Annotated in this window: 21 protein-coding genes; 11 read left to right on the top strand and 10 right to left on the bottom strand. The window is 63.0% G+C overall.

Translation table 11 applies throughout. From position 1 onward, the window contains the following. Nucleotides 1-8 precede the first annotated feature (8 nt). Both RQ479_RS20225 and RQ479_RS20220 read left to right on the top strand, forming a co-directional pair. A complete protein-coding gene (locus RQ479_RS20225) occupies nucleotides 9-971 on the top strand; it encodes a cation diffusion facilitator family transporter (protein WP_376702364.1) in 963 nt (320 codons plus the stop codon). A gap of 67 nt (nucleotides 972-1,038) precedes the next feature. Next, nucleotides 1,039-1,443, top strand: a complete 405-nt coding sequence (locus tag RQ479_RS20220) for a GFA family protein (RefSeq protein ID WP_376702363.1) — start codon at nucleotides 1,039-1,041, stop codon at nucleotides 1,441-1,443. A gap of 43 nt (nucleotides 1,444-1,486) precedes the next feature. Here RQ479_RS20220 and RQ479_RS20215 read toward each other — a convergent pair whose 3' ends face one another. Then, the gene (locus RQ479_RS20215) at nucleotides 1,487-2,749 is read right to left on the bottom strand and encodes a DNA recombination protein RmuC (protein WP_376702362.1); all 1,263 of its coding nucleotides are present in this window, start codon (nucleotides 2,747-2,749) and stop codon (nucleotides 1,487-1,489) included. Nucleotides 2,750-2,852: 103 nt separating this feature from the next. Between RQ479_RS20215 and def the strand changes: the two genes are divergently transcribed. The 4 genes from def to truA are packed head-to-tail and all read left to right on the top strand — an operon-like array spanning nucleotide 2,853 to nucleotide 5,609. After that, nucleotides 2,853-3,383, top strand: a complete 531-nt coding sequence (def, locus tag RQ479_RS20210; RefSeq protein WP_376702361.1) for a peptide deformylase — start codon at nucleotides 2,853-2,855, stop codon at nucleotides 3,381-3,383. A gap of 16 nt (nucleotides 3,384-3,399) precedes the next feature. Further along, nucleotides 3,400-4,329, top strand: a complete 930-nt coding sequence (gene fmt, locus RQ479_RS20205; protein ID WP_376705981.1) for a methionyl-tRNA formyltransferase — start codon at nucleotides 3,400-3,402, stop codon at nucleotides 4,327-4,329. Beyond that, complete coding sequence (locus tag RQ479_RS20200; RefSeq protein WP_376702360.1) at nucleotides 4,326-4,835, top strand: GNAT family N-acetyltransferase; 510 nt, start codon at nucleotides 4,326-4,328, stop codon at nucleotides 4,833-4,835. The genes fmt and RQ479_RS20200 overlap by 4 nt, the downstream gene beginning before the upstream one ends. A gap of 18 nt (nucleotides 4,836-4,853) precedes the next feature. Then, nucleotides 4,854-5,609: a tRNA pseudouridine(38-40) synthase TruA gene (gene truA, locus RQ479_RS20195; protein ID WP_376702359.1), complete on the top strand. Its 756-nt coding sequence runs from the start codon at nucleotides 4,854-4,856 to the stop codon at nucleotides 5,607-5,609. On the opposite strand, the gene RQ479_RS20190 is transcribed toward truA, so the two are convergent. Together RQ479_RS20190 and dapE are read right to left on the bottom strand one after the other, a co-directional pair. Next, nucleotides 5,591-6,199: a transporter gene (locus tag RQ479_RS20190; RefSeq protein ID WP_254815875.1), complete on the bottom strand. Its 609-nt coding sequence runs from the start codon at nucleotides 6,197-6,199 to the stop codon at nucleotides 5,591-5,593. The two genes, truA and RQ479_RS20190, sit on opposite strands and share 19 nt — an antisense overlap. Before the next feature lie 2 nt (nucleotides 6,200-6,201). Next, nucleotides 6,202-7,401 (bottom strand): succinyl-diaminopimelate desuccinylase, encoded by a 1,200-nt coding sequence (gene dapE / locus RQ479_RS20185; protein ID WP_376702358.1) that lies wholly within the window; start codon nucleotides 7,399-7,401, stop codon nucleotides 6,202-6,204. A 129-nt stretch (nucleotides 7,402-7,530) separates the two neighbouring features. On the opposite strand from dapE, the gene RQ479_RS20180 reads away from it, so the two are divergent. After that, nucleotides 7,531-8,562, top strand: coding sequence for a 2-dehydropantoate 2-reductase (locus RQ479_RS20180; protein ID WP_376702357.1), 1,032 nt, complete (start codon nucleotides 7,531-7,533; stop codon nucleotides 8,560-8,562). Here RQ479_RS20180 and RQ479_RS20175 read toward each other — a convergent pair. From RQ479_RS20175 to dapD, 4 genes are all read right to left on the bottom strand, one after another. Further along, nucleotides 8,552-9,652: a diguanylate cyclase domain-containing protein gene (locus tag RQ479_RS20175; protein WP_376702356.1), complete on the bottom strand. Its 1,101-nt coding sequence runs from the start codon at nucleotides 9,650-9,652 to the stop codon at nucleotides 8,552-8,554. The two genes, RQ479_RS20180 and RQ479_RS20175, sit on opposite strands and share 11 nt — an antisense overlap. Before the next feature lie 233 nt (nucleotides 9,653-9,885). After that, nucleotides 9,886-10,674 (bottom strand): hypothetical protein, encoded by a 789-nt coding sequence (locus tag RQ479_RS20170; protein WP_352464764.1) that lies wholly within the window; start codon nucleotides 10,672-10,674, stop codon nucleotides 9,886-9,888. Nucleotides 10,675-10,695: 21 nt separating this feature from the next. Next, the gene (locus RQ479_RS20165) at nucleotides 10,696-11,073 is read right to left on the bottom strand and encodes a DUF805 domain-containing protein (RefSeq protein WP_352911800.1); all 378 of its coding nucleotides are present in this window, start codon (nucleotides 11,071-11,073) and stop codon (nucleotides 10,696-10,698) included. A 30-nt stretch (nucleotides 11,074-11,103) separates the two neighbouring features. Beyond that, entirely contained in the window at nucleotides 11,104-11,958 is an 855-nt protein-coding gene (dapD, locus tag RQ479_RS20160; RefSeq protein WP_352464761.1) for a 2,3,4,5-tetrahydropyridine-2,6-dicarboxylate N-succinyltransferase, read from the bottom strand. Nucleotides 11,959-12,103: 145 nt separating this feature from the next. On the opposite strand from dapD, the gene RQ479_RS20155 reads away from it, so the two are divergent. Further along, complete coding sequence (locus RQ479_RS20155) at nucleotides 12,104-12,943, top strand: LOG family protein (protein ID WP_292655870.1); 840 nt, start codon at nucleotides 12,104-12,106, stop codon at nucleotides 12,941-12,943. A gap of 34 nt (nucleotides 12,944-12,977) precedes the next feature. Here RQ479_RS20155 and RQ479_RS20150 read toward each other — a convergent pair whose 3' ends face one another. Next, a complete protein-coding gene (locus RQ479_RS20150; protein WP_023677476.1) occupies nucleotides 12,978-13,685 on the bottom strand; it encodes a pyrimidine 5'-nucleotidase in 708 nt (235 codons plus the stop codon). A 162-nt stretch (nucleotides 13,686-13,847) separates the two neighbouring features. Between RQ479_RS20150 and RQ479_RS20145 the strand changes: the two genes are divergently transcribed. Further along, nucleotides 13,848-14,609 carry a GGDEF domain-containing protein gene (locus tag RQ479_RS20145; protein ID WP_376702355.1) on the top strand — a complete coding sequence of 254 codons (762 nt, stop codon included), beginning with the start codon at nucleotides 13,848-13,850 and terminating at the stop codon, nucleotides 14,607-14,609. 31 nt (nucleotides 14,610-14,640) lie between these two features. On the opposite strand, the gene phhA is transcribed toward RQ479_RS20145, so the two are convergent. Beyond that, the gene (phhA, locus tag RQ479_RS20140) at nucleotides 14,641-15,474 is read right to left on the bottom strand and encodes a phenylalanine 4-monooxygenase (protein ID WP_352464757.1); all 834 of its coding nucleotides are present in this window, start codon (nucleotides 15,472-15,474) and stop codon (nucleotides 14,641-14,643) included. A gap of 139 nt (nucleotides 15,475-15,613) precedes the next feature. On the opposite strand from phhA, the gene RQ479_RS20135 reads away from it, so the two are divergent. Both RQ479_RS20135 and bchE read left to right on the top strand, forming a co-directional pair. Then, nucleotides 15,614-16,090 (top strand): Lrp/AsnC family transcriptional regulator, encoded by a 477-nt coding sequence (locus RQ479_RS20135; protein ID WP_352464756.1) that lies wholly within the window; start codon nucleotides 15,614-15,616, stop codon nucleotides 16,088-16,090. A gap of 97 nt (nucleotides 16,091-16,187) precedes the next feature. Beyond that, nucleotides 16,188-17,726 carry a magnesium-protoporphyrin IX monomethyl ester anaerobic oxidative cyclase gene (gene bchE, locus RQ479_RS20130; RefSeq protein WP_376702354.1) on the top strand — a complete coding sequence of 513 codons (1,539 nt, stop codon included), beginning with the start codon at nucleotides 16,188-16,190 and terminating at the stop codon, nucleotides 17,724-17,726. Nucleotides 17,727-17,745: 19 nt separating this feature from the next. Here bchE and argB read toward each other — a convergent pair whose 3' ends face one another. Then, complete coding sequence (gene argB / locus RQ479_RS20125; RefSeq protein WP_023677482.1) at nucleotides 17,746-18,639, bottom strand: acetylglutamate kinase; 894 nt, start codon at nucleotides 18,637-18,639, stop codon at nucleotides 17,746-17,748. Between the last annotated feature and the right edge of the window lie 132 nt (nucleotides 18,640-18,771).

Raw genomic sequence — 18,771 nt, 5'->3', positions numbered from 1 at the left:
AGCACACCATGGCGGCGCATGGCGGGTCGAAAAAAGTGATCTATGCGGCACTCGCCGGAAATCTTGCGATCGCACTGACCAAATTCGCCGCTGCCTTGTTCACGGGCAGCTCGGCAATGCTCTCGGAAGGCGTCCACTCGCTCGTCGATACTGGCAATGGCAGCCTGCTGCTTTACGGCATGCACCGTGCCGCCCGGCCGGCCGACCGCACGCATCCGCTCGGCCATGGCCGCGAGCTGTACTTCTGGAGCTTCATCGTCGCGCTCCTAGTCTTTGCACTGGGCGCCGGCATATCGTTCTACGAAGGCGTGACGCACATCATGGCGCCGGAGCCGATCGCCAACGCCAAGGTGAACTACGCTGTCCTTGGCCTTTCCTTCCTCTTCGAAGGCACCTCTTGGCTGGTGGCGCTGAAGGAATTCCGCCACCAAAAAGGCAGCCACGGCTGGCTCGAGGCGGTGCAGCTCAGCAAGGATCCGAGTGTCTACACCATACTCTTCGAGGACAGCGCGGCACTTCTCGGCCTCGTTGTCGCCTTCGCCGGCATATTGGCGGCGGCACGGCTGGACATGCCGAAGCTCGACGGCGCCGCGTCGATCGGCATCGCGCTCATCCTGGGCGCGACCGCGATCTTCCTGGCGCGCGAAAGCAAAAGCCTGCTGCTCGGCGAGCCGGCCTCGCCCGAGGTGCAAACAAAGGTGCTGGCCATCGTCCAGCAGGACCCGGCGGTGCAACGCGCGAATGGCGTGCTGACGCTGCATATGGGCCCGCAGGAGATCGTCGCCGCTTTGAGCATCGAGTTCGAGGATCATTTGTCGGCGCCGGAGATGGAGACCTGCGTCGAGCGCCTCGAGACGCGGCTGAAGGCGGAGATGCCGGAGGTGACGCGGCTCTTCGTCAAGCCGCAGACCACCGGCACCTGGGAACGCCGGAGCAAGGCCTTGGCGGCGTCCGGAGGGGAACCGGCCTGAGGAAAATGGCTGCGCCATCGGGCAGTCCCGGTTATGATTGCGGGCAAAAGCTCCAGGAGGAACGAAGATGAAAATCGACGGCGGGTGTCATTGCGGCGCCATCACTTACGAGGCCGAAGTCGATCCGGAAAAGACCACCATTTGTCACTGCATCGATTGTCAGAAGCTAACCGGAACGGCCTTTCGCGTCACCGTGCCGGCGTCCGAGGACAATTACAGGATCACCAAGGGCACGCCGAAAATCTACATCAAGACCGGTTCGAGTGGCGCCAAGCGCGCCCAGGCATTTTGCGGTGAGTGCGGCTCGCATCTCTACGCCACGTCGGCGGGCGCGGGACCGAAGGTTTACGGCATCAGGGTCGGCACGGCACGGCAGCGCGATCAACTGGTGCCGAGAAAGCAGATCTGGCATCGCTCGGCGCTGCATTGGCTGCCGGAATTCGAAGGCACAACCATCATCGAGGAGCAGTAGCGCCGGACCGGGCGAAGCCTCGGCCCCGGTTCCGGCGTAGCTCTCAATCGTCGCCTTCGACGACCCTTAGCCTCAACTGCCCGGTTTTCGAATCGGCAACACGCGCGCTGCTTTCCGCTTTTGCTCCGCTGCCATTCGAACCAGCGGTGTCCTCCGCCGGCTGCACCCCAAACTCCAGCGCCTCGATCTTTTGTCCGCGCCTGGTCACCTTGGATGTCGAGACCAGAATGTCGTCGATATCCTTGGCCGATTGGCCGAAATGCGTCTGCAATTTGCGCACCCGCTCGTCGAGCCGAGAGACGTCTTCCATCAGCCGGATAACCTCGCCCTGGATCAGGTGCGCCTGCTCGCGCATGCGGGCATCCTTGAGGATCGCCTGGATGACCTGGATCGACAGCATCAAAAGCGACGGCGAGACGATGACGATCCGCGATCGATGCGCCTTTTGGACAACGGCCTCGAAATTCTCATGGATTTCGGCGAACACCGATTCCGAGGGCACGAACATGAAGGCGGTATCCTGCGTCTCGCCCTGGATCAGGTATTTTTCGGAAATATCCCGGACATGCACCTCGATGTCGCGGCGGAAAGCCTGTGCGGCGGACTTCTGCAGGTCGGCGCCTTCGGCGGCCCGGATGGCATTCCACGCCTCGAGCGGAAACTTTGCATCGATGGCAAGCGACGGTGCGCCGTTCGGCATCTTCACCAGGCAGTCGGGCCGGCTGCCATTCGACAAGGTCGCTTGGAATTCATAGGCGCCGTGCGGCAATCCGTCGGCGACGATGGCTTCCATACGCGACTGGCCGAAGGCGCCGCGCGTCTGCTTGTTGGAAAGGATCGCCTGCAATTGCACGACCTGGCCGGCCAGCGACTGGATGTTGCCTTGCGCGATATCGATGACCGCCAGCCGCTCCTGCAGCTTGGCGAGGCTCTCATGCGTCGATCTCGTCTGCTCGGTCATGGTCTGGCCGAGGCGGCCGGTCATGGCGTCGAGGCGCTGGCCGATCGACTGGGTCAGTTCGGCCTGGCGCGCCCCGAACACTTCGGCGATGGCGCCCATACGGCCCTGCATTTCCGCCTGGCTTGCCAAGATGCCGGCCATCCGCACCTCGGCGTCGCGGGCGTGGTCGGCGGCTTCGGCGGCCGCCACCGCACGCGCCTTGGCCGATCGCCAGAGCGCAACCACGAGCGCCACGAACAGTCCGAGGAACAGCATTGCGCCGAAACCCAGGGCATGGCCGAGCGTGATCGTGGTGGCGCCGAGCCGGGCGACAGGTTCGGACAGGATGGTGGCCAGATCGTTCATGCCGACAGCATAGATGATTCGGTCTGCCGGCACAGATCAAAACGTGAACGAGCCGAAGGCGCCCCGGTTGACGCTTTTCCTGCGAGGTCTTAGGTGAGACACCATGTCGATCAAGCCGCTTATCATCCTTCCCGATCCCGTCCTGCGCCAGGTTTCAAAACCGGTCGAGCGTGTCGACGGCGATTTGCGCAAACTCGCCGGCGACATGCTGGACACCATGTATGACGCGCCCGGCATTGGCCTCGCTGCGATCCAGGTCGGCGAACGCTTGCGCATGCTGGTCATCGACCTCGCCAAAGAGGACGAAACGCCGGCACCGCACGTCTTCATCAATCCCGAAATCCTCGAAAGCTCCGACCAGCATTCGGTCTATGAGGAAGGCTGCCTGTCGATCCCGGACTACTACGCCGAGGTCGAGCGGCCGGCGGCGGTGCGGGTGAAGTATCTCGATCGCGACGGCAAGCTGCAGGAGATCGAGGCCGAAGGGCTGATGGCGACCTGCCTGCAGCACGAGATCGACCATCTCAACGGCGTGCTGTTCATCGATCACATCTCCAAGCTGAAGCGCGACATGGTGGTCAAAAAGTTCAAGAAGCTCGCCAGGGACAAGGCGCCGGGCAAGATGGTGGGATAGGGGTCGACGAATGCCCCTGCGTGTCATCTTCATGGGTACGCCTGAATTCTCCGTGCCGACCTTGCGGGCGATTGCCCGGGCCGGGCATGAATTGGCAGCCGTCTACACGCAGCCGCCGCGCGCCGGCGGCCGGCGCGGGCTCGAGCTGACGCCATCGCCGGTGCAGCGCGAGGCGGATCGGTTGGGCGTCGAGGTTCGCACGCCGGTGTCGCTGAAGAGCGAGGCGGAGCAGGAAGCGTTCCGCGCCTTGGGTGCCGACGTCGCCGTGGTCGTCGCCTACGGGCTGCTTCTGCCCAAACCCATTCTCGAGGCGCCAAGGCTCGGTTGCCTCAATGGCCACGCATCGCTGTTGCCGCGCTGGCGCGGCGCCGCCCCTATCCAGCGCGCCATCATGGCCGGCGACACCGAGGCGGGCATGATGGTGATGCGGATGGAGGAAGGCCTCGACACCGGGCCGGTGGCAATGGTTGAAAAATGCGCCGTTGGACCCGACATGACGGCCGGCGATCTGCACGACCGGCTGATGGTGTTGGGTGCGGCTCTGATGGTGCAGGCGCTCGAACGGCTGGAACGGAATACGCTGACATTTACCACACAGGCCGAGGTGGGGGTGACCTACGCCAAGAAAATCGATAAATCGGAGACTCGCATAGACTGGCTGCGACCTGCCGGCGACGTGCACAACCAGATTCGCGGCCTGTCGCCCTTTCCCGGTGCATGGTGCGAGGCCGAAATCGGCGGCCGCATGGAGCGGCTGAAACTGCTTCGCTCGACGCTCTTGCAAGGCGCCGGGGAACCGGGAGGAATTCTCGACGATCGGCTGACGGTCGCCTGCGGGTCAGGCGCGATCAGGCTGGTCGAAGTTCAACGTGCGGGCGGAAGGCCCATTGCCGCGCAGGAGTTTCTGCGCGGGGCCAAGCTCGAAAAAGGAATGAAATTGTCATGAGCATGATATCCATACGCGCGGCGACGCCGCGGGACCGCGAGGCGATCCGCCTTGTCGAAGAACACGCATTCGGCCAGCAGGCGGAGGCCGGACTGGTCGACGCGCTGGTCACCGGCGGTGATGCCGTCGTCGAACTGGTGGCGGACGAAGACGGGCAAGTGGTCGGCCATATCCTGTTTTCACGGCTCTTCGTGCAGAATGGCGGCAAGAGCTTCCCGGCGGTGGCTTTGGCGCCTCTGGCGGTCGAGCCGTCGTTCCACGGCACCGGCATCGGCGGTGCGCTGGTCCGCGAGGCGCATATCCGCCTGAAGGCTGCCGGCGAGACGCTCGCCGTGGTGCTCGGCGATCCGGCTTACTATGGACGTTTCGGCTACAGCCGCGCCCGTGCAGCGAAATTCGAGAGCGATTACCAAGGCGAGGCTTTGCAGGCACTTGCATGGGGCGAGGCGCCGGAGACCGGCAGGCTGGTCTACGCGTCGGCCTTCGGCTCAGCCCTCGCCGCCTGATTTCGCCTCGATCCGGGAATGCCGCGTTTTCGCCTCGACATCGAATATGACGGCAGTCTCTTCGCCGGCTGGCAGCGCCAGGCCAACCAGCCTTCGGTGCAGCAGGCGATCGAGCAGGCGATCGAGAAGTTCTGTGGTGAGCAGGTTTCGCTGCGCGCAGCCGGCCGCACCGATGCCGGCGTCCATGCGAGCGCTCAGGTGGCGCATGTGGATCTGATCAAAGCATGGCCCGGCGACAAAGTGCGCGACGCCGTCAACGCGCATCTGCAAGCGGCCAAGGTGCGCATCGCCATCCTGAAGGCCGCCGTCGTGCCGGATAGCTTCGATGCGCGTTTCTCGGCGATCGGCCGCCATTACCTCTACCGCATCGTCAACCGCCGCGCGCCGGCGGCGCTCGACAAGGGCAAGATCTGGTGGGTACCGAAGCAGCTCGATGCCGGTGCCATGCACGAAGCGGCAAAGGTGCTGCTTGGCCGGCATGATTTCACCACCTTTCGCTCAACCCAGTGCCAGGCCACCAGCCCGGTCCGCACGCTCGACCGGCTGGATGTCAGCCGGGCGGGCGATTTCATTGAAGTCCGCGCTTCGGCGCGGTCATTCCTGCACAATCAGGTGCGCTCGATGGTCGGCTCGCTCAAACGTGTCGGCGAAGGCGGCTGGACCATTGCCGACCTCAAGGCGGCGCTCGAGGCGCGCGACCGTGCGGCCTGCGGCCAGGTGGCGCCGCCCGACGGGCTGTTTCTCGTCGGCGTCGATTATCCTACGCCTGGCTGATCCGGCACGCTGATACCGAGCAGCGCCTGCAGACCGAACAGGACGATCAGCGACGCCACGAACATACCGGCAAAAACAGCGCTGCCGACAGCCGCACCCCTGCCGATCGCGACGTTGGTCATCCGCCAGGTCAATACCATCGACAGCGCGAACAGCAGCAGCGACACCAGTCCGGAGACTTCGTTGGCCGACGTCAGGAAAAGCCGGATCAACGCTGATGGCAGCATCATCCAGGCGATGATCGCCGAGGCCCAGTTGCTGGCCACGACATAATGGACGAAACGGCCGCCGACGCCGACCCGCGGCGCCACCAGGGCGAGGCCTATGAGCGGCAGCACCCAGGCGCCGATATCGACGGTGGCCAGGCGGATCAACATGCTGAAACGGCCGACGAATGCGTTGGGATCGCCGATCTCGTTGGCAATACCGACCCAGCCGACGATCAGTGCCGGCGCCGCGACGACGATGGCAAAAAAGGAGTTCCAGAAACCGTCCGCCGAAAGGTCGAGCAGGCGAAATCCGTCGGCCTTGCCGAGCATCAGCCGCCAGGCACCGGCAAGCGAAGCGTAGGTTTCATCCGCTGAAAGCATCACTAGGATATGTCCCGCGCAAACCAGTCTTCAACGAAGCGCAGATAAATCTGCGTCAGCGTCTCGAGGTCGGCAATCGCCACGCGTTCGTCGACCATGTGCATGGTCTTGCCGACAAGGCCGAATTCGACCACCGGACAATAATCCTTGATGAAGCGGGCATCGGAGGTGCCGCCGGAGGTGGAGAGCACCGGCTTCCTGCCGGTCACCGCCTTGACCGAACCGCCAAGCGTCTCGATCAACCTGTCGTCGCGTGTCAGGAAAACATGGCTCGGCCCGTCGCGCCAAGCGATCTCGTAGTCGACCGGCGTCTTCTTGCCGGCGCGGTATTTCTTGCGTTTCGCCGCCCGGTCGAGGCGATTGTGGATCTCGGCCTGGATCGTCTCGGCGGTCCATGTGTCGTTGAAGCGGATATTGAAGGTAGCTGCTGCCTTCGCCGGGATGACGTTTGTGGCAGGATTGCCGACATCGATGGAAGTGACCTCAAGATTGGTCGGCTGGAAATCCCTTGTTCCGTCGTCGAAGACGGGATGCAGCAAGGCGTCGACCAGCGTCACCAGGCCGCGCACCGGATTGTCGGCTAGCTGCGGGTAGGCGGCGTGGCCCTGGCGGCCGTTGACGGTGACCGTGCCCGACAGCGAGCCGCGCCGGCCGATCTTGATCATATCGCCGAGCGCGTCGGGATTGGTCGGCTCGCCGACGATCGCAGCATGCCATTTCTCGCCCTTGGCAGCCGCCCATTCGAGCAGCTTCGTCGTGCCGTTGATCGCCGGCCCTTCCTCATCGCCGGTTATCAGCAGCGAGACCGACCCCTTCGGGCCGCCCTTCTGCGCGATATGTCGCGCTACCGCCGCGACGAAACAAGCAATGCCGCCCTTCATGTCGACGGCGCCGCGGCCGAACATCTCGCCATTGGTGATTTCTGCGCCAAAGGGCGGGTGCGTCCAAGCTGTTTCATCGCCCACCGGCACCACATCGGTATGGCCGGCAAACATCAGATGCGGGCCGTTGCCGGAACGCCGCGCGTAAAGGTTCTCGATGTCCGGTGTGCCGGATTCGGAAAACACCGGGCGCTCGACGGCAAAGCCGAGCGGCTTCAACATTTCTTCCAGCGCGCTCAGCGCACCGCCTTCGGCGGGCGTCACGGAAGCGCAGCGGATGAGAGCAGCCAGATTTCTAGCCGGATCGGTAGGCAGCGTCATGGGCAAAAGCGATAGTCGAAAGCGCAAGGCCTGTCACGGCCAGACATAAGGGCCAGCCATGCCGCCGACATTATGGTTTTCATGTCGTATAATTGCGGCAAGGCTTCTCGACCAGGACAGGGCCATCGCATGGTCACGCGTGGCAAGACGATCGTAATCGCCGGTGCCGGCAGTATCGGCTGCTACGCCGGCGGCTGCCTGATACTTGCCGGGCGAAAGGTGGTTCTGCTGGCGCGACCGCGCATCGAGCAGGTGCTGCAAAAAGGTGGATTGCGCATCACCGACCGTGATGGCCGCGACCGTTCCGTCAAGTCGGAGGCATTGTCGGTCACCGCCGATCCGGCCGCGGCATTCCCCCGTGCCGATGTCATCCTGGTAACGGTCAAGAGCGGCGCGACGCAAGACATGGCCGGGCGTATTGCCGCCCATGCCCGACCGGATGCGGTGATACTCAGTCTGCAGAACGGCGTCGACAACGCCGATAAATTGCGAGCCCATCTCACCGCCCGGCCGGTGCTCGCGGGCATGGTGCCGTTCAACGTGGTCCAATCGCTGGAGGGCGAATTGCCGCTTCGCCTGCACCGCGCCAGCGGCGGCAAGGTAATGATCGAACAGGGCGCGACAGGTCTTGACGAACTGCTTGACGTCGAGGGGTTTGCCGTCGCCACTGATGGTGACATCGGAGCGGTGCTATGGGGCAAGCTGCTGCTCAACCTCAACAACGCGCTGGTGGCGCTTTCCGGCCCGCCGCTGGCGGCAGAGCTTGCCGATCGCCACTGGCGGCTGATCCTGGCCGCCCAGATCGACGAAGCGTTGGCGGCAATGCTGGCGACAGGCATCGAACCCGCTCGCATCGCCGGCCTGCGTCCCGCACTGCTGCCGAAAGTGCTTCGCCTGCCCGACTGGCTGTTCAAGCTCTTGGCGCGGCGGATGCTTGCCATCGATCCGGCCGCACGTTCGTCGATGTGGGATGACCTGCAGCGCCGCCGGCCGACGGAGATCGGCGAACTACAAGGCGCGGCCCTGCGTTTGGCCGAAAAGGCCGGCACGCCGGCACCTTTGCTGAAGCGTGTGACTGCACTGGTGCGCGCGGCCGAGCAGGAGAGGCGCGGATCGCCCTGCCTGACGCCGGAAGCCGTCGCTGCGACCGTCAGATCGTAGCCCGCACAGGCGCCCAGTAACGGCCCTTGCCGGTGCGCTTGGCTTCGTAGAGCGCATGGTCGGAGCAGGTGAGCAGGATTTCCGGATCGCCGCCGTCGGCGGGTGCGAATGCGCTGCCGACACTCAAGCCGACATGGATGGCGGAACCGACCCCGAGGTCGAAAGGCACCGAGACCTTTTCGATGGCCCGCTTTGCCAGGTAGGTGGCCTCGATCTCCGAGGTTGCGGGCAAAAGGATGACAAATTCATCGCCGCCGATGCGGAAGACCACGTCCCCGGGCCGGAAGCCGCGCTTCAATCGTTCGGCCACCTTGCGCAGCAGCACGTCGCCGACGGCGTGGCCAAAACGGTCGTTGACCTGTTTGAAGCCGTCGAGATCCATGCTGAGCACTGCAAACGGCTTGCCGCCATTGGCGGCAGGCGCCGCAAGGTCGCGGCACATGTCGCGCAATTTCTCCTGCAGGAAGATGCGGTTTGGCAGGCCGGTCAGCGCGTCCTTGATCGCCAGGTCGCGATTGTCCAGCTCGGCGCGGATCATGCGGGCGTTGATCGCGTGGTTCTGAAGCAGCACGATGATGACGCCGGCAACATAGAACGGCGTCTGAATTCCGACGATCGGCATTCCGGGCGCCGCAGAAAACAATGCACCGACCACGTAAGGCAGGCTTACGGCCAACATGACGAATATGGCGAAGCGCGGGGTCGCCGCATTGCGTGACGACACCACGCCAACGACACCTGCGACATTCAAGGCAGCCAGTACGGACAGCGCCATATTCCCGCTGGCAACACAGCCATAGCAGCCGAGGCCGAAAACGACCGACCAGACGCCGCTGGCTGCCATCAGGCCTGCCAGCGGCCCTTTCGAGCCGCGCCTGCGGGCCCGCTCGCATTCCCGCATCAGCAGAACGCGGACGACGAAAAGCATCAGGTCGGCTGCGATCCAGGCGTAGGGCCACCAATCCTTGGTGGCAAGTGCGGCGCTGACCGCAACCACCAGAACGCTGATGGTGCCGAACAGGACTGCGAATTTGCGGTCGAAAGTGGTGTCGAGCAGCCGGGCGCGGACGGCTTCCGGTTCCAATCTCATCGGCGAAGAGAACCAGGCAAACAGGCGAGCGCCGGCGGTCCACGTTTTGCGCGGCTCCTTGGTGGTCAGAGATAGGTCGCTTGTCAGTCGAGCGCTCCGTGCCGGTCGACACAGTCTTCGCCGGCATGCTGGGCGAGGGTGATTAACATTCGCTTAGAGCATCCGGCGCAAAACCGGGGTTTCGGAACTCCCCGCTCTGCCGCTCTCGCGGATCTGCCGCCGGCTCGCGGGTTCTAGCTTGCCGGCCCCGGTTGTTTGCGGACCGCAGGCCGACGCGGCGGACCCGGCTCGGGATCGGTCTTCGCCGCACGTGCCGGCTGCCCATGAGGGGTTTCGATCAGCGTGATCTTCTGCCAGATCTTTCGCGACAGGTTCGAAGCCAGGTTCTCGATGTCATTGACGCCGTCGATCACCACGGCGTCGTTCACCGATTGCGCGAACAGGGCGGCGATCTTGCCGGTGATCGACAGCATTTCGGAGCAATAGTCGAGATAGCGGGCAAGGTCGGCGGCGTTGGTGATGCGGGCTGGCGAATGCGCAGTCGGCTTGAAACTGGCTGAAAGCGCTGCCGGATCCTTGGTCAGCTGGTGCATGTCAATGACGTGGATCAGCGACCGCAGCCCGTGGAGTTGGCGAAACACCCGCTTGCGCTTGATCCGCTCCTCGGAGCGGATCAAGGCTAGGAAGCCCAGCACGGCGAGGATGATCATGTTGAGTGAAGCTTCGATGCCTTGCACCGACTGGAAGGCATCGTGGTTTCCAGAAATGCGGCCAAGCGGCAGGATTGTGCCGACGAACAGGAACATCAGCGCTCCGACGACGAAGGCGGCGATTATGAGGCCGCGCAGCCACCAGATCGGCGCCTCCAGCGCCTTGGCCGCCTTTGCCAGATCGCGCGACAGCGACACGAGCTCGGCGGCGACGCCGCGCAAGCCTGCATCGGGAAAGCGCTCGGCGACACGGCCTTCCAGCCGTTCGGCGGTTTCGAGGATCAGTTTCGGATCAAGCGTGCGGTAGCGCATGACGAAATGTCCGATCGGCGCTCAGGGTTCGGCCGGTGCGTTGGTGCGCTTGCCGTAGCGGTTGGGGCCGGGTTGCCCCGGAAACAGGCAAAGCACGAGGAAAGCGATGATCGAGACAACCGGCACGAACAGCACCAGCGCCGCAACGCCCGGCTTGTCGAGGTCGTGCAATCGCTTCACTGCCAGCACCACGTTCGACCAAAGCGAGGCAATGAAGGCGATGAAGAAAATGAACGACCACATGTTGCTCTCGGTGGTGCCTTCCGGCACCAGCGTGAAACGGTAGAGCGGGAAGGCCTGTATGATGGCCACCAGCAGTCCTCCAAGAAAATAGGCCGCGCGGCTGACGCGGCCCGAAGCTTTGAAGAAAAGCCAGATAAGGTCAGATCCGTCAGGCAAGCGAATTCCATCCGTATTCGTTGAGAAAGATCAATCGCGAAGCAATTCGTTGATCGAGGTCTTGGAACGGGTCCTGGCGTCGACCCGCTTGACGATGACGGCGCAGTAGAGGCTGGGGCCGGGCTCGTTGTTTGGAAAAGGCTTGCCCGGCAGCGAGCCGGCGACGACGACAGAATTGGCCGGCACTTCGCCGTAGAAGATCTCGCCGGTGGCGCGGTCGACGATCTTGGTCGACTGGCCGATGAAGACGCCCATGCCGAGCACCGAGCCTTCGCGAACGATGCAGCCTTCGACCACTTCGGAACGGGCGCCGATGAAGCAATTGTCCTCGATGATGGTTGGGCCGGCCTGCATCGGCTCCAGCACGCCGCCGATGCCGACGCCGCCCGACAGATGCACATTCTTGCCGATCTGGGCACAGGAGCCGACCGAAGCCCAGGTGTCGACCATGGTGCCGCTGTCGACATAGGCGCCGACGTTGACGAAGGACGGCATCAGCACGGCGCCGGGCGCGACATAGGCGGAGCGGCGCACGATTGACGACGGCACGGCGCGGAAGCCCGCCTTCTCGAAATCGACGGCGCTCCAGCCGTCGAATTTCGAGGGCACCTTGTCCCACCATACCGCCTGACCGGGACCGCCCTTTATGATCTCCATCGGGGTGAGCCGGAAGGACAGCAGCACCGCCTTCTTCAGCCACTGGTTGACGTGCCATTTGCCGTCGGCCTGCCGCTCGGCGACGCGGGCGACGCCCCGGTCGAGCAGGTCGAGCGCCGATTGGATGGCCTCGCGCGTCTCGCCGCGGGTTGCGGTCGAAATCGTGTCGCGTTCCTCGAAGGCGTTCTCGATAATCTGCTCGAGACTCGCGAGATCGGGCTTCGACATGAATTCGCTCCATTACCAAGCTGTTAAGGGCCGGCGCCTTAACCTGTTTGAAAGTCGCGCGGACCCTATGTGAAGGCTTGGGGAGGGTCAATCGCGGCAGCGTCACGGGACGGCGCAAGTGAATGATTGGACGGGTAAAGCAAATATGACTCCCATGGAAAAGGCGGGATGGACGCCGCTACCGCATTCGGACGAGGATCTGGAGCGGTCGAGAAGCGTGCCGGACACGCCGCAAACGCGCGCGGAGACATATCGGCTGGCCTGGAACGATCCCGATTTCATGACGCGGCGCGAGTTGCGCGCGGTCAGGCTGCAGCTCGAACTGCTGAAACCGGAGATGATCCTGGCCGAGCGCGGCATCCAATCGACCGTCATCCTGTTCGGCGGCGCCCGCATCCCCGAGCCCGGCGGCGAAGCCTGGGCGGCCAAGAACGAGACGCAGAAGAAGAACCTCGAGCAAAACAGCAAATATTACGAGGAGGCGCGCAAATTCGCCCGCCTCTGCTCACAGCAGTCGGCCACCTCGTACTATCGCGAATTCGTCGTGGTGACCGGCGGCGGGCCGGGTGTCATGGAGGCCGGCAATCGCGGCGCCGACGATGTTGGCGCGCCGTCGATCGGTCTCAACATCGTGCTGCCGCACGAGCAGGCGCCAAACGCCTACGTGACGCCGGAACTCTGCTTCAACTTCCACTATTTCGCGGTCCGCAAGATGCATTTCGTTATGCGGGCCAAGGCCGTTGCGGTATTTCCAGGCGGCTTCGGCACGATGGACGAGTTCTTCGAAACGCTGACCCTGATCCAGACCGGCCGCATGGAACGCGTGCCGGTCATTCTGTTCGGCAAGGCTTTCTGGGCAAGGGCAATCGACCTCGATTTCCTCGCCGAGCAAGGCACGATCACGCCCGGCGACCAGGATATCATCGATTTCGTCGACACCGCCGACGAGGCCTGGGGGATCATTAGCCGCTTCTATAAACTTTGACATGCGAGCAAGGACTTGAAGCGCGCCGGCTGCCTCAAGCAGGGACTTCGACGATCGCCGTGAGAAAGCCGGCGAGATCGTCGGTGACGAAGTCCACATCGTCCTCGTTGGCCGGGTCGCGTTCCCAGATTTCCGAGAAGGTCGGCTCGAAATTGCGTGGCACCACCAGCACCGTGGTCATGCCCAGCGATTTCGGTACCGACAGGTTGCGGGCGAGATCTTCGAACATCACCGCATTTTGCCCGGTAACGGCGTGGAGTTCGGCAAATTTCTCGTAGGATTGCCGCGCCGGCTTGGGGTTCAGTCCGGCTGCGACGATATCGAAAATATCGTCGAAATGCTCAAGAATGCCCAACTGCCGCGCGGTGCGTTCGGCATGCCGGCGATCCCCGTTGGTGAAGATGAATTTACGGCCGGGAAGCTGGCGTATGGCGGTGCCGAGGACGGGATCTGGAACCAGCCAGGAATAATCGATGTCGTGGACCTTCTCGAGAAAATCATCGGGGTCGATGCCGTGGCGCGTCATCAGTCCGTTCAGTGTCGTGCCGTATTCGCGGTAGAGCTCCTTTTGCAGCTTGCGTGCTTCCTCGCGCGGCAGCGTCAGCAATTCTCCGACGTAGGCGGTCATCTTCACATCGATCTGCGAGAACAGATTCGAATGATGCGGATAAAGCGTGTTGTCGAGATCGAACACCCAGTCGGTGACATGGGCAAAGCGGGCGGGGTCGGGAAGTGTGGTCATACGGTCCTTATGGCACGAAACGATCTTTCTAACAGGAGGTTTATCCACAACCTATGCGCGTCCTGGGTGATGAAAATGGCACTATGATTAAAATCTTAAGCATCACCGAAAGGGGACATTCAGCGCTTTGCTGGAACCAACACGGGCCAGTGGGAGCAAGCGATGAATCGCATAATTCTAAAGTCTGCCGCCATCGCTTTCGCCTCCGTCGCCGTCTCGCTTTTGCTGACGCTGATCGTCGTGCCGGCAATGGGTTTTCCGATCAATCGCACCATCTGGTTGACTTCCACCGTCTGCCCGCTGGCCCTTGCCTGGGGCGTCGGCGCCTATACGTTCTGGCAGGGCGAAAGGTTGCAGACCGCGCATCGCGAGCTCGCCCGTGCCCATGCCCAACTCGCCGCCGCGCACAGGCGCTTGGCGGAAAAGGCGAGCCGCGACGACATGACCGGCATGCTCAACCGCGAAAGCTTCTTTGCCGCGCTCGACGGCTCCCGGCGTAAATTCGATCGCGGGGCATTGCTGATCATCGATGCCGACCATTTCAAGACCATCAACGACAGCTACGGCCATCTGATCGGCGACGATGCGCTGCTCCTCATCGCAAACGCAATAGAGCGTGGCGTGCGCAGCGGCGACGTGCTTGGCCGCATTGGCGGCGAGGAATTCTGCGCCCTTCTGATTGGTGCCACCGAACACGAGGCCAGGCGCGTCGCTGAGCGCATCCGCCGTGAAGTCGAGCGCATCCGTTTCCGGCCCGTCGATGAACGAACGGTTGCGCTGACAGTCAGTATTGGCGGCATCACCTGCGGCAAGGACGCCGCAGTGTCGGAGCTGATGCGCGCCGCCGACCAGCGGCTCTACGAGGCCAAGCATCGCGGCCGCAATCTGTCGATCATCGACCGCGATATTTCCGAAGCCGCCTGAGCCTTGGCGGTCGCTAACAAGCACTAACCTTTCAGACCTTTGCCGGATCGAGCGCCGGCTCGCCTTTGCGGCGCGCCACGATCGCCGCAAGATCGGCGGTCTCGAAAGCATCACGCAGGGCGTCGAATGACGGCAGCACGAAATAGGCACGCTGAAACTTGTCGATCTCGTAGCCGGTGCGCATTACGGTTTCCAGGTCGAAGGCGACATGGTGCGCCTCGCCGCCTTCGACCGCGAACTGAAGCTCCGTGAAGGATGACATCAGCCCGGCGCCGAACGCCTTCAGCGGCTGGCCGGGTTCGCGCATCAGCCCGTATTCGACGGTGTACCAGTAAAGCCTGGTGATCATCTCGTCGCCGCCGAGCGCAATCACGCTGTCGGCCTTCTTGCCATACATCTGCATGAAGTCGGCAAAGACCGGTTGCGTCAGGATCGGCACGTGACCGAAGAAATCGTGGAACATGTCGGGCTCGACAATATAGTCGAGCTCCTTTTGGGTTCGCAGCCAGTTGGTGACCGGGAAGCGGCGGTTGGCGAGGTGGTCGAAGAACGGCTGGGCGGGAATGAGCCCCGGCACGGCGACGATCTCCCAGCCGGTGAGCTTGCGCAGCTTCTCGCTGACCTCACCGAAATCCGGGATCTTGTCGAGAAGGCCGAGCGCCGCAACGCCGTCGAGATAGGAATGATGGGCGAGCTTCCTGGTCAGCTTCGTCTGGCGGTCGCACAGCGTGCGCCACACCGCCTGTTCTTCGTCGCTATAATTGTAGCCCTGCGCCACGGTGAAATCGGCACGGCAGACCGAATAATCGCCGCGAAGGCCTCGCGCGGCGCATTCGCGGGCATAGTCGGCAACGTTCATGGTCATGGCTGCTCTCCCTGGAAATCATGATCAGCGGATTGTCGGAAATCTTAGCCGGATCGCGCGAGGCAAATCAGCTTTGATGGTGGCTCAAATGCGGGGTTGGAGGTAAAAGACTCCACGATCGAGCTTTGGGAGAGTGAAAATGCCTCAGTTTGACGAATTCGAGATCAAGATGCTCGACATCCTGCAGCGCGACGGGCGCAAGCCGGTATCCGAACTGGCGCAGCAGATCGGCCTGTCGACGACACCTTGCGCGCGGCGCTTTGAGGCTCTTCAGCAGGCGGGCATCATCAAGCGCTTCGCCGCGGTGCTCAGCCGTCGCGCCATCGGGCTGATGGTCGAGGTGTTCATCCAGGTGCGCCTGACCAGCCACAGCGACGGCTCGCCCGAAAGCTTCATCGCCGCCGTCCAGCGCATGGACGAGGTGTCCTCATGCTGGACCATGACCGGCGACCATGATTTCCTGCTGCACGTGATGGTGCCGTCGGTCGACGAGCTCAATGCCTTCGTCATGCACCGTCTGATGCGGCTCGAGGGCGTGCGCGACGTACACACGCAGCTTGTGCTGCAGAACATCAAGGGGCCTGGCCATGTCCCGCTTGCACATCTCAGACGATAGGCATTTCTGCGGAAAAGCTGCACACAAACTGCTGAAGCTGGCCAATCTCCAGAGCTAGATCGCCGACTACGACATGCGGACCGCCATAAGGCCCGCCATGAAAATCGTCCTGATCAACCCGCCGCATACCGCCATCGGCAGCCGTGTGCCGGACGACCATCTGCCGCCGCTCGGTTTGCTGGCACTGGGCGGTCCGCTGATCGACGCGGGACATCAAGTGCGGCTTGTGGACGCCGAATTCGGGCCGATGGCGCTTGCCACGCTGGTCCGGGACGCTTTGAGCGACCATCCCGACTGCATTATGATCGGCCATTCCGGCTCGACCTCTGCGCATCCGACAGCCCTGCTGATCGCCGGCATGGTCAAGGACATCGAGCCAGCGACAATCCTGATCTATGGCGGCGTGTTTCCGACCTATCATTGGCGCGACATACTGGCTGAAACGGATGTCTTCGACTTCATCGTGCGCGGCGAGGGCGAGGCGACCATCGTCGCGCTGGTCGAAGCGCTGGAAAAACGCAAGCCGCTGTCGGATGTGACAGGCATCGCGTTTCCTGATGATTTGCGCCGTCCTTTTGCCACCCGGCCGGCAAGGACGATCGCCAATTTCGACGATTACCGCATCGGCTGGGAACTGATCGACTTCAGTCGCTACAGCTATTGGGGAGGCAAGCGCGCGGTGGTCATGCAGTTCTCGCGAGGCTGTCCGCATCTGTGCAACTATTGCGGCCAGCGCGGCTTCTGGACGCGCTGGCGGCACCGCGACCCCGTGAAGTTCGCGCGGGAGATTGCCTGGCTATACCGCGAGCATGGCGTCGAGCTGATCAACCTTGCCGACGAGAACCCGACCTCGTCCAAAAAAGCCTGGCGCGCCTTTCTCGATGCGATGATCGCCGAGAACGTGCCGGTGCTGATCGTCGGCTCCACCCGCGCCGACGACATCGTCCGTGACGCCGACAGCCTGCATCTCTATCGCAAGGCCGGCGTCATCCGCTGGCTGCTTGGCATGGAAAACACCGACGAGCAGACGCTCCAGTTGATCCGCAAGGGCGGCAGCACCTCATCCGACCGCGAGGCGATAAGGCTGCTGCGCCTCAACGGCATCTTGTCGATGGCAACGTGGGTGGCCGGTTTTGAGGACGAAAGCTTTCGCGACCTCTGGCGCGGCTTCCGCCAGCTGATCGCTTATGACCCCGACCAGATCCAGGCGCTCTATGTGACGCCGCATCGCTGGACGCCGTTCTTCAGGATTGCCAGGGACCGCAAGGTGATCCAGCTGGACGCCCGCCTGTGGGACTACAAGCACCAGGTGCTGCGGATGACCCGCCTGAAGCCGTGGATGCTATTCTTCGCCGTCAAGCTGATCGAACTGGCCGTGCAGTCGCGGCCCAAGGCCCTGGTGCGTATCCTGTTCCACAAGGATCCGGAGCAACGGCATTCGATGCGCTGGTACACCAAAATGGGCCGCCGCGTCTGGTTCCGCGAAGTCTGGGGCTTTCTGGTCCGCGACCGCCGCCTGAAAAATGGCCCGACGCTCACCGAATTCTGGGGCGCGCCGCAAGACGAGGAAGAGGAATCGATGGTTGTCGAACGCCTGTCGCGTAAGTCCGTGACCGCTATTTCGCCAATCGCTTGAGCCCCTCAGACACCCGGCCTCACGGCACGATCAGCGTGCCGGCGCCGTGTTCGGTGAACAGCTCGAGCAGCACCGCATGCGGCGTCTTCCCGTTGAGGATGACGACGCCTGCGACGCCGCGCTCGATTGCCTCGATGCAGGTCTCGACTTTGGGGATCATGCCGCCCGAGACCGTGCCGTCCTTGATCAGGGCCTTGGCCTCGGCCACGGTCAACTCGTCGATCAGCTTCTTGTCCTTGTCGAGCACGCCGGGCACGTCGGTGAGGAACAGCAGGCGCGTCGCCTGGCAGGCGCCGGCGATGGCGCCGGCAAAAGTGTCGGCGTTGATGTTGTAGGTATGGCCGTCGCGGCCGGGCGCCACCGGCGCCAGCACCGGGATCATTTCGGACCGCGCCAGGAGGTCGAGCAATGTGCGGTCGACCTCGACAGGCTCACCAACGAAGCCTAGGTCGAGCACCCGCTCGATGTTGGAATCCGGATCGATCATGGTCTTGCGCGCCTTTTCGGCAAACACCATGTTGCCGTCCTTGCCGCACAGGCCGATCGCCCACTCGCCCTCGGCATTGATCAGCGCGACGATCTCCTTGTTGATCGATCCGGCCAGCACCATCTCGACAATCTCGACGGTCTTCTGGTCGGTGACACGCAAGCCGCCCTCGAATTTGGATTCGATGCCCATCTTGCTGAGCATGGCGCCGATCTGCGGCCCTCCGCCATGCACGACGATCGGGTTGACGCCGGATTGTTTCAAAAGCGCGATATCGCGGGCGAAAGCCTTGCCGAGCGCGATGTCGCCCATCGCGTGGCCGCCATATTTCACCACGACCGTCTTGTTCTCGTAGCGTTGCATATAGGGCAGCGCCCTTGAAAGCAGCGCTGCCTGCATTTCGGCGGTGGCGGCGACATCCGTCATCGGCGTGGTTCCCAGCTTGGTATGAACGGCGGCGTCTTAGCGGGAATTGGACGAGGGGGCAAACGGCTTTGCTGTCACGATCGATCAAATCGGTACTACTATTTGTTTGACCATGACCTTGTCCGAAAACCG

Source organism: Mesorhizobium sp. ISC25, assembly GCF_042295465.1.
GTDB lineage: Bacteria > Pseudomonadota > Alphaproteobacteria > Rhizobiales > Rhizobiaceae > Mesorhizobium.
The sequence above is the reverse complement of the archived record's forward strand: the minus strand, read 5'-3'. Positions and strand labels throughout refer to the sequence as shown.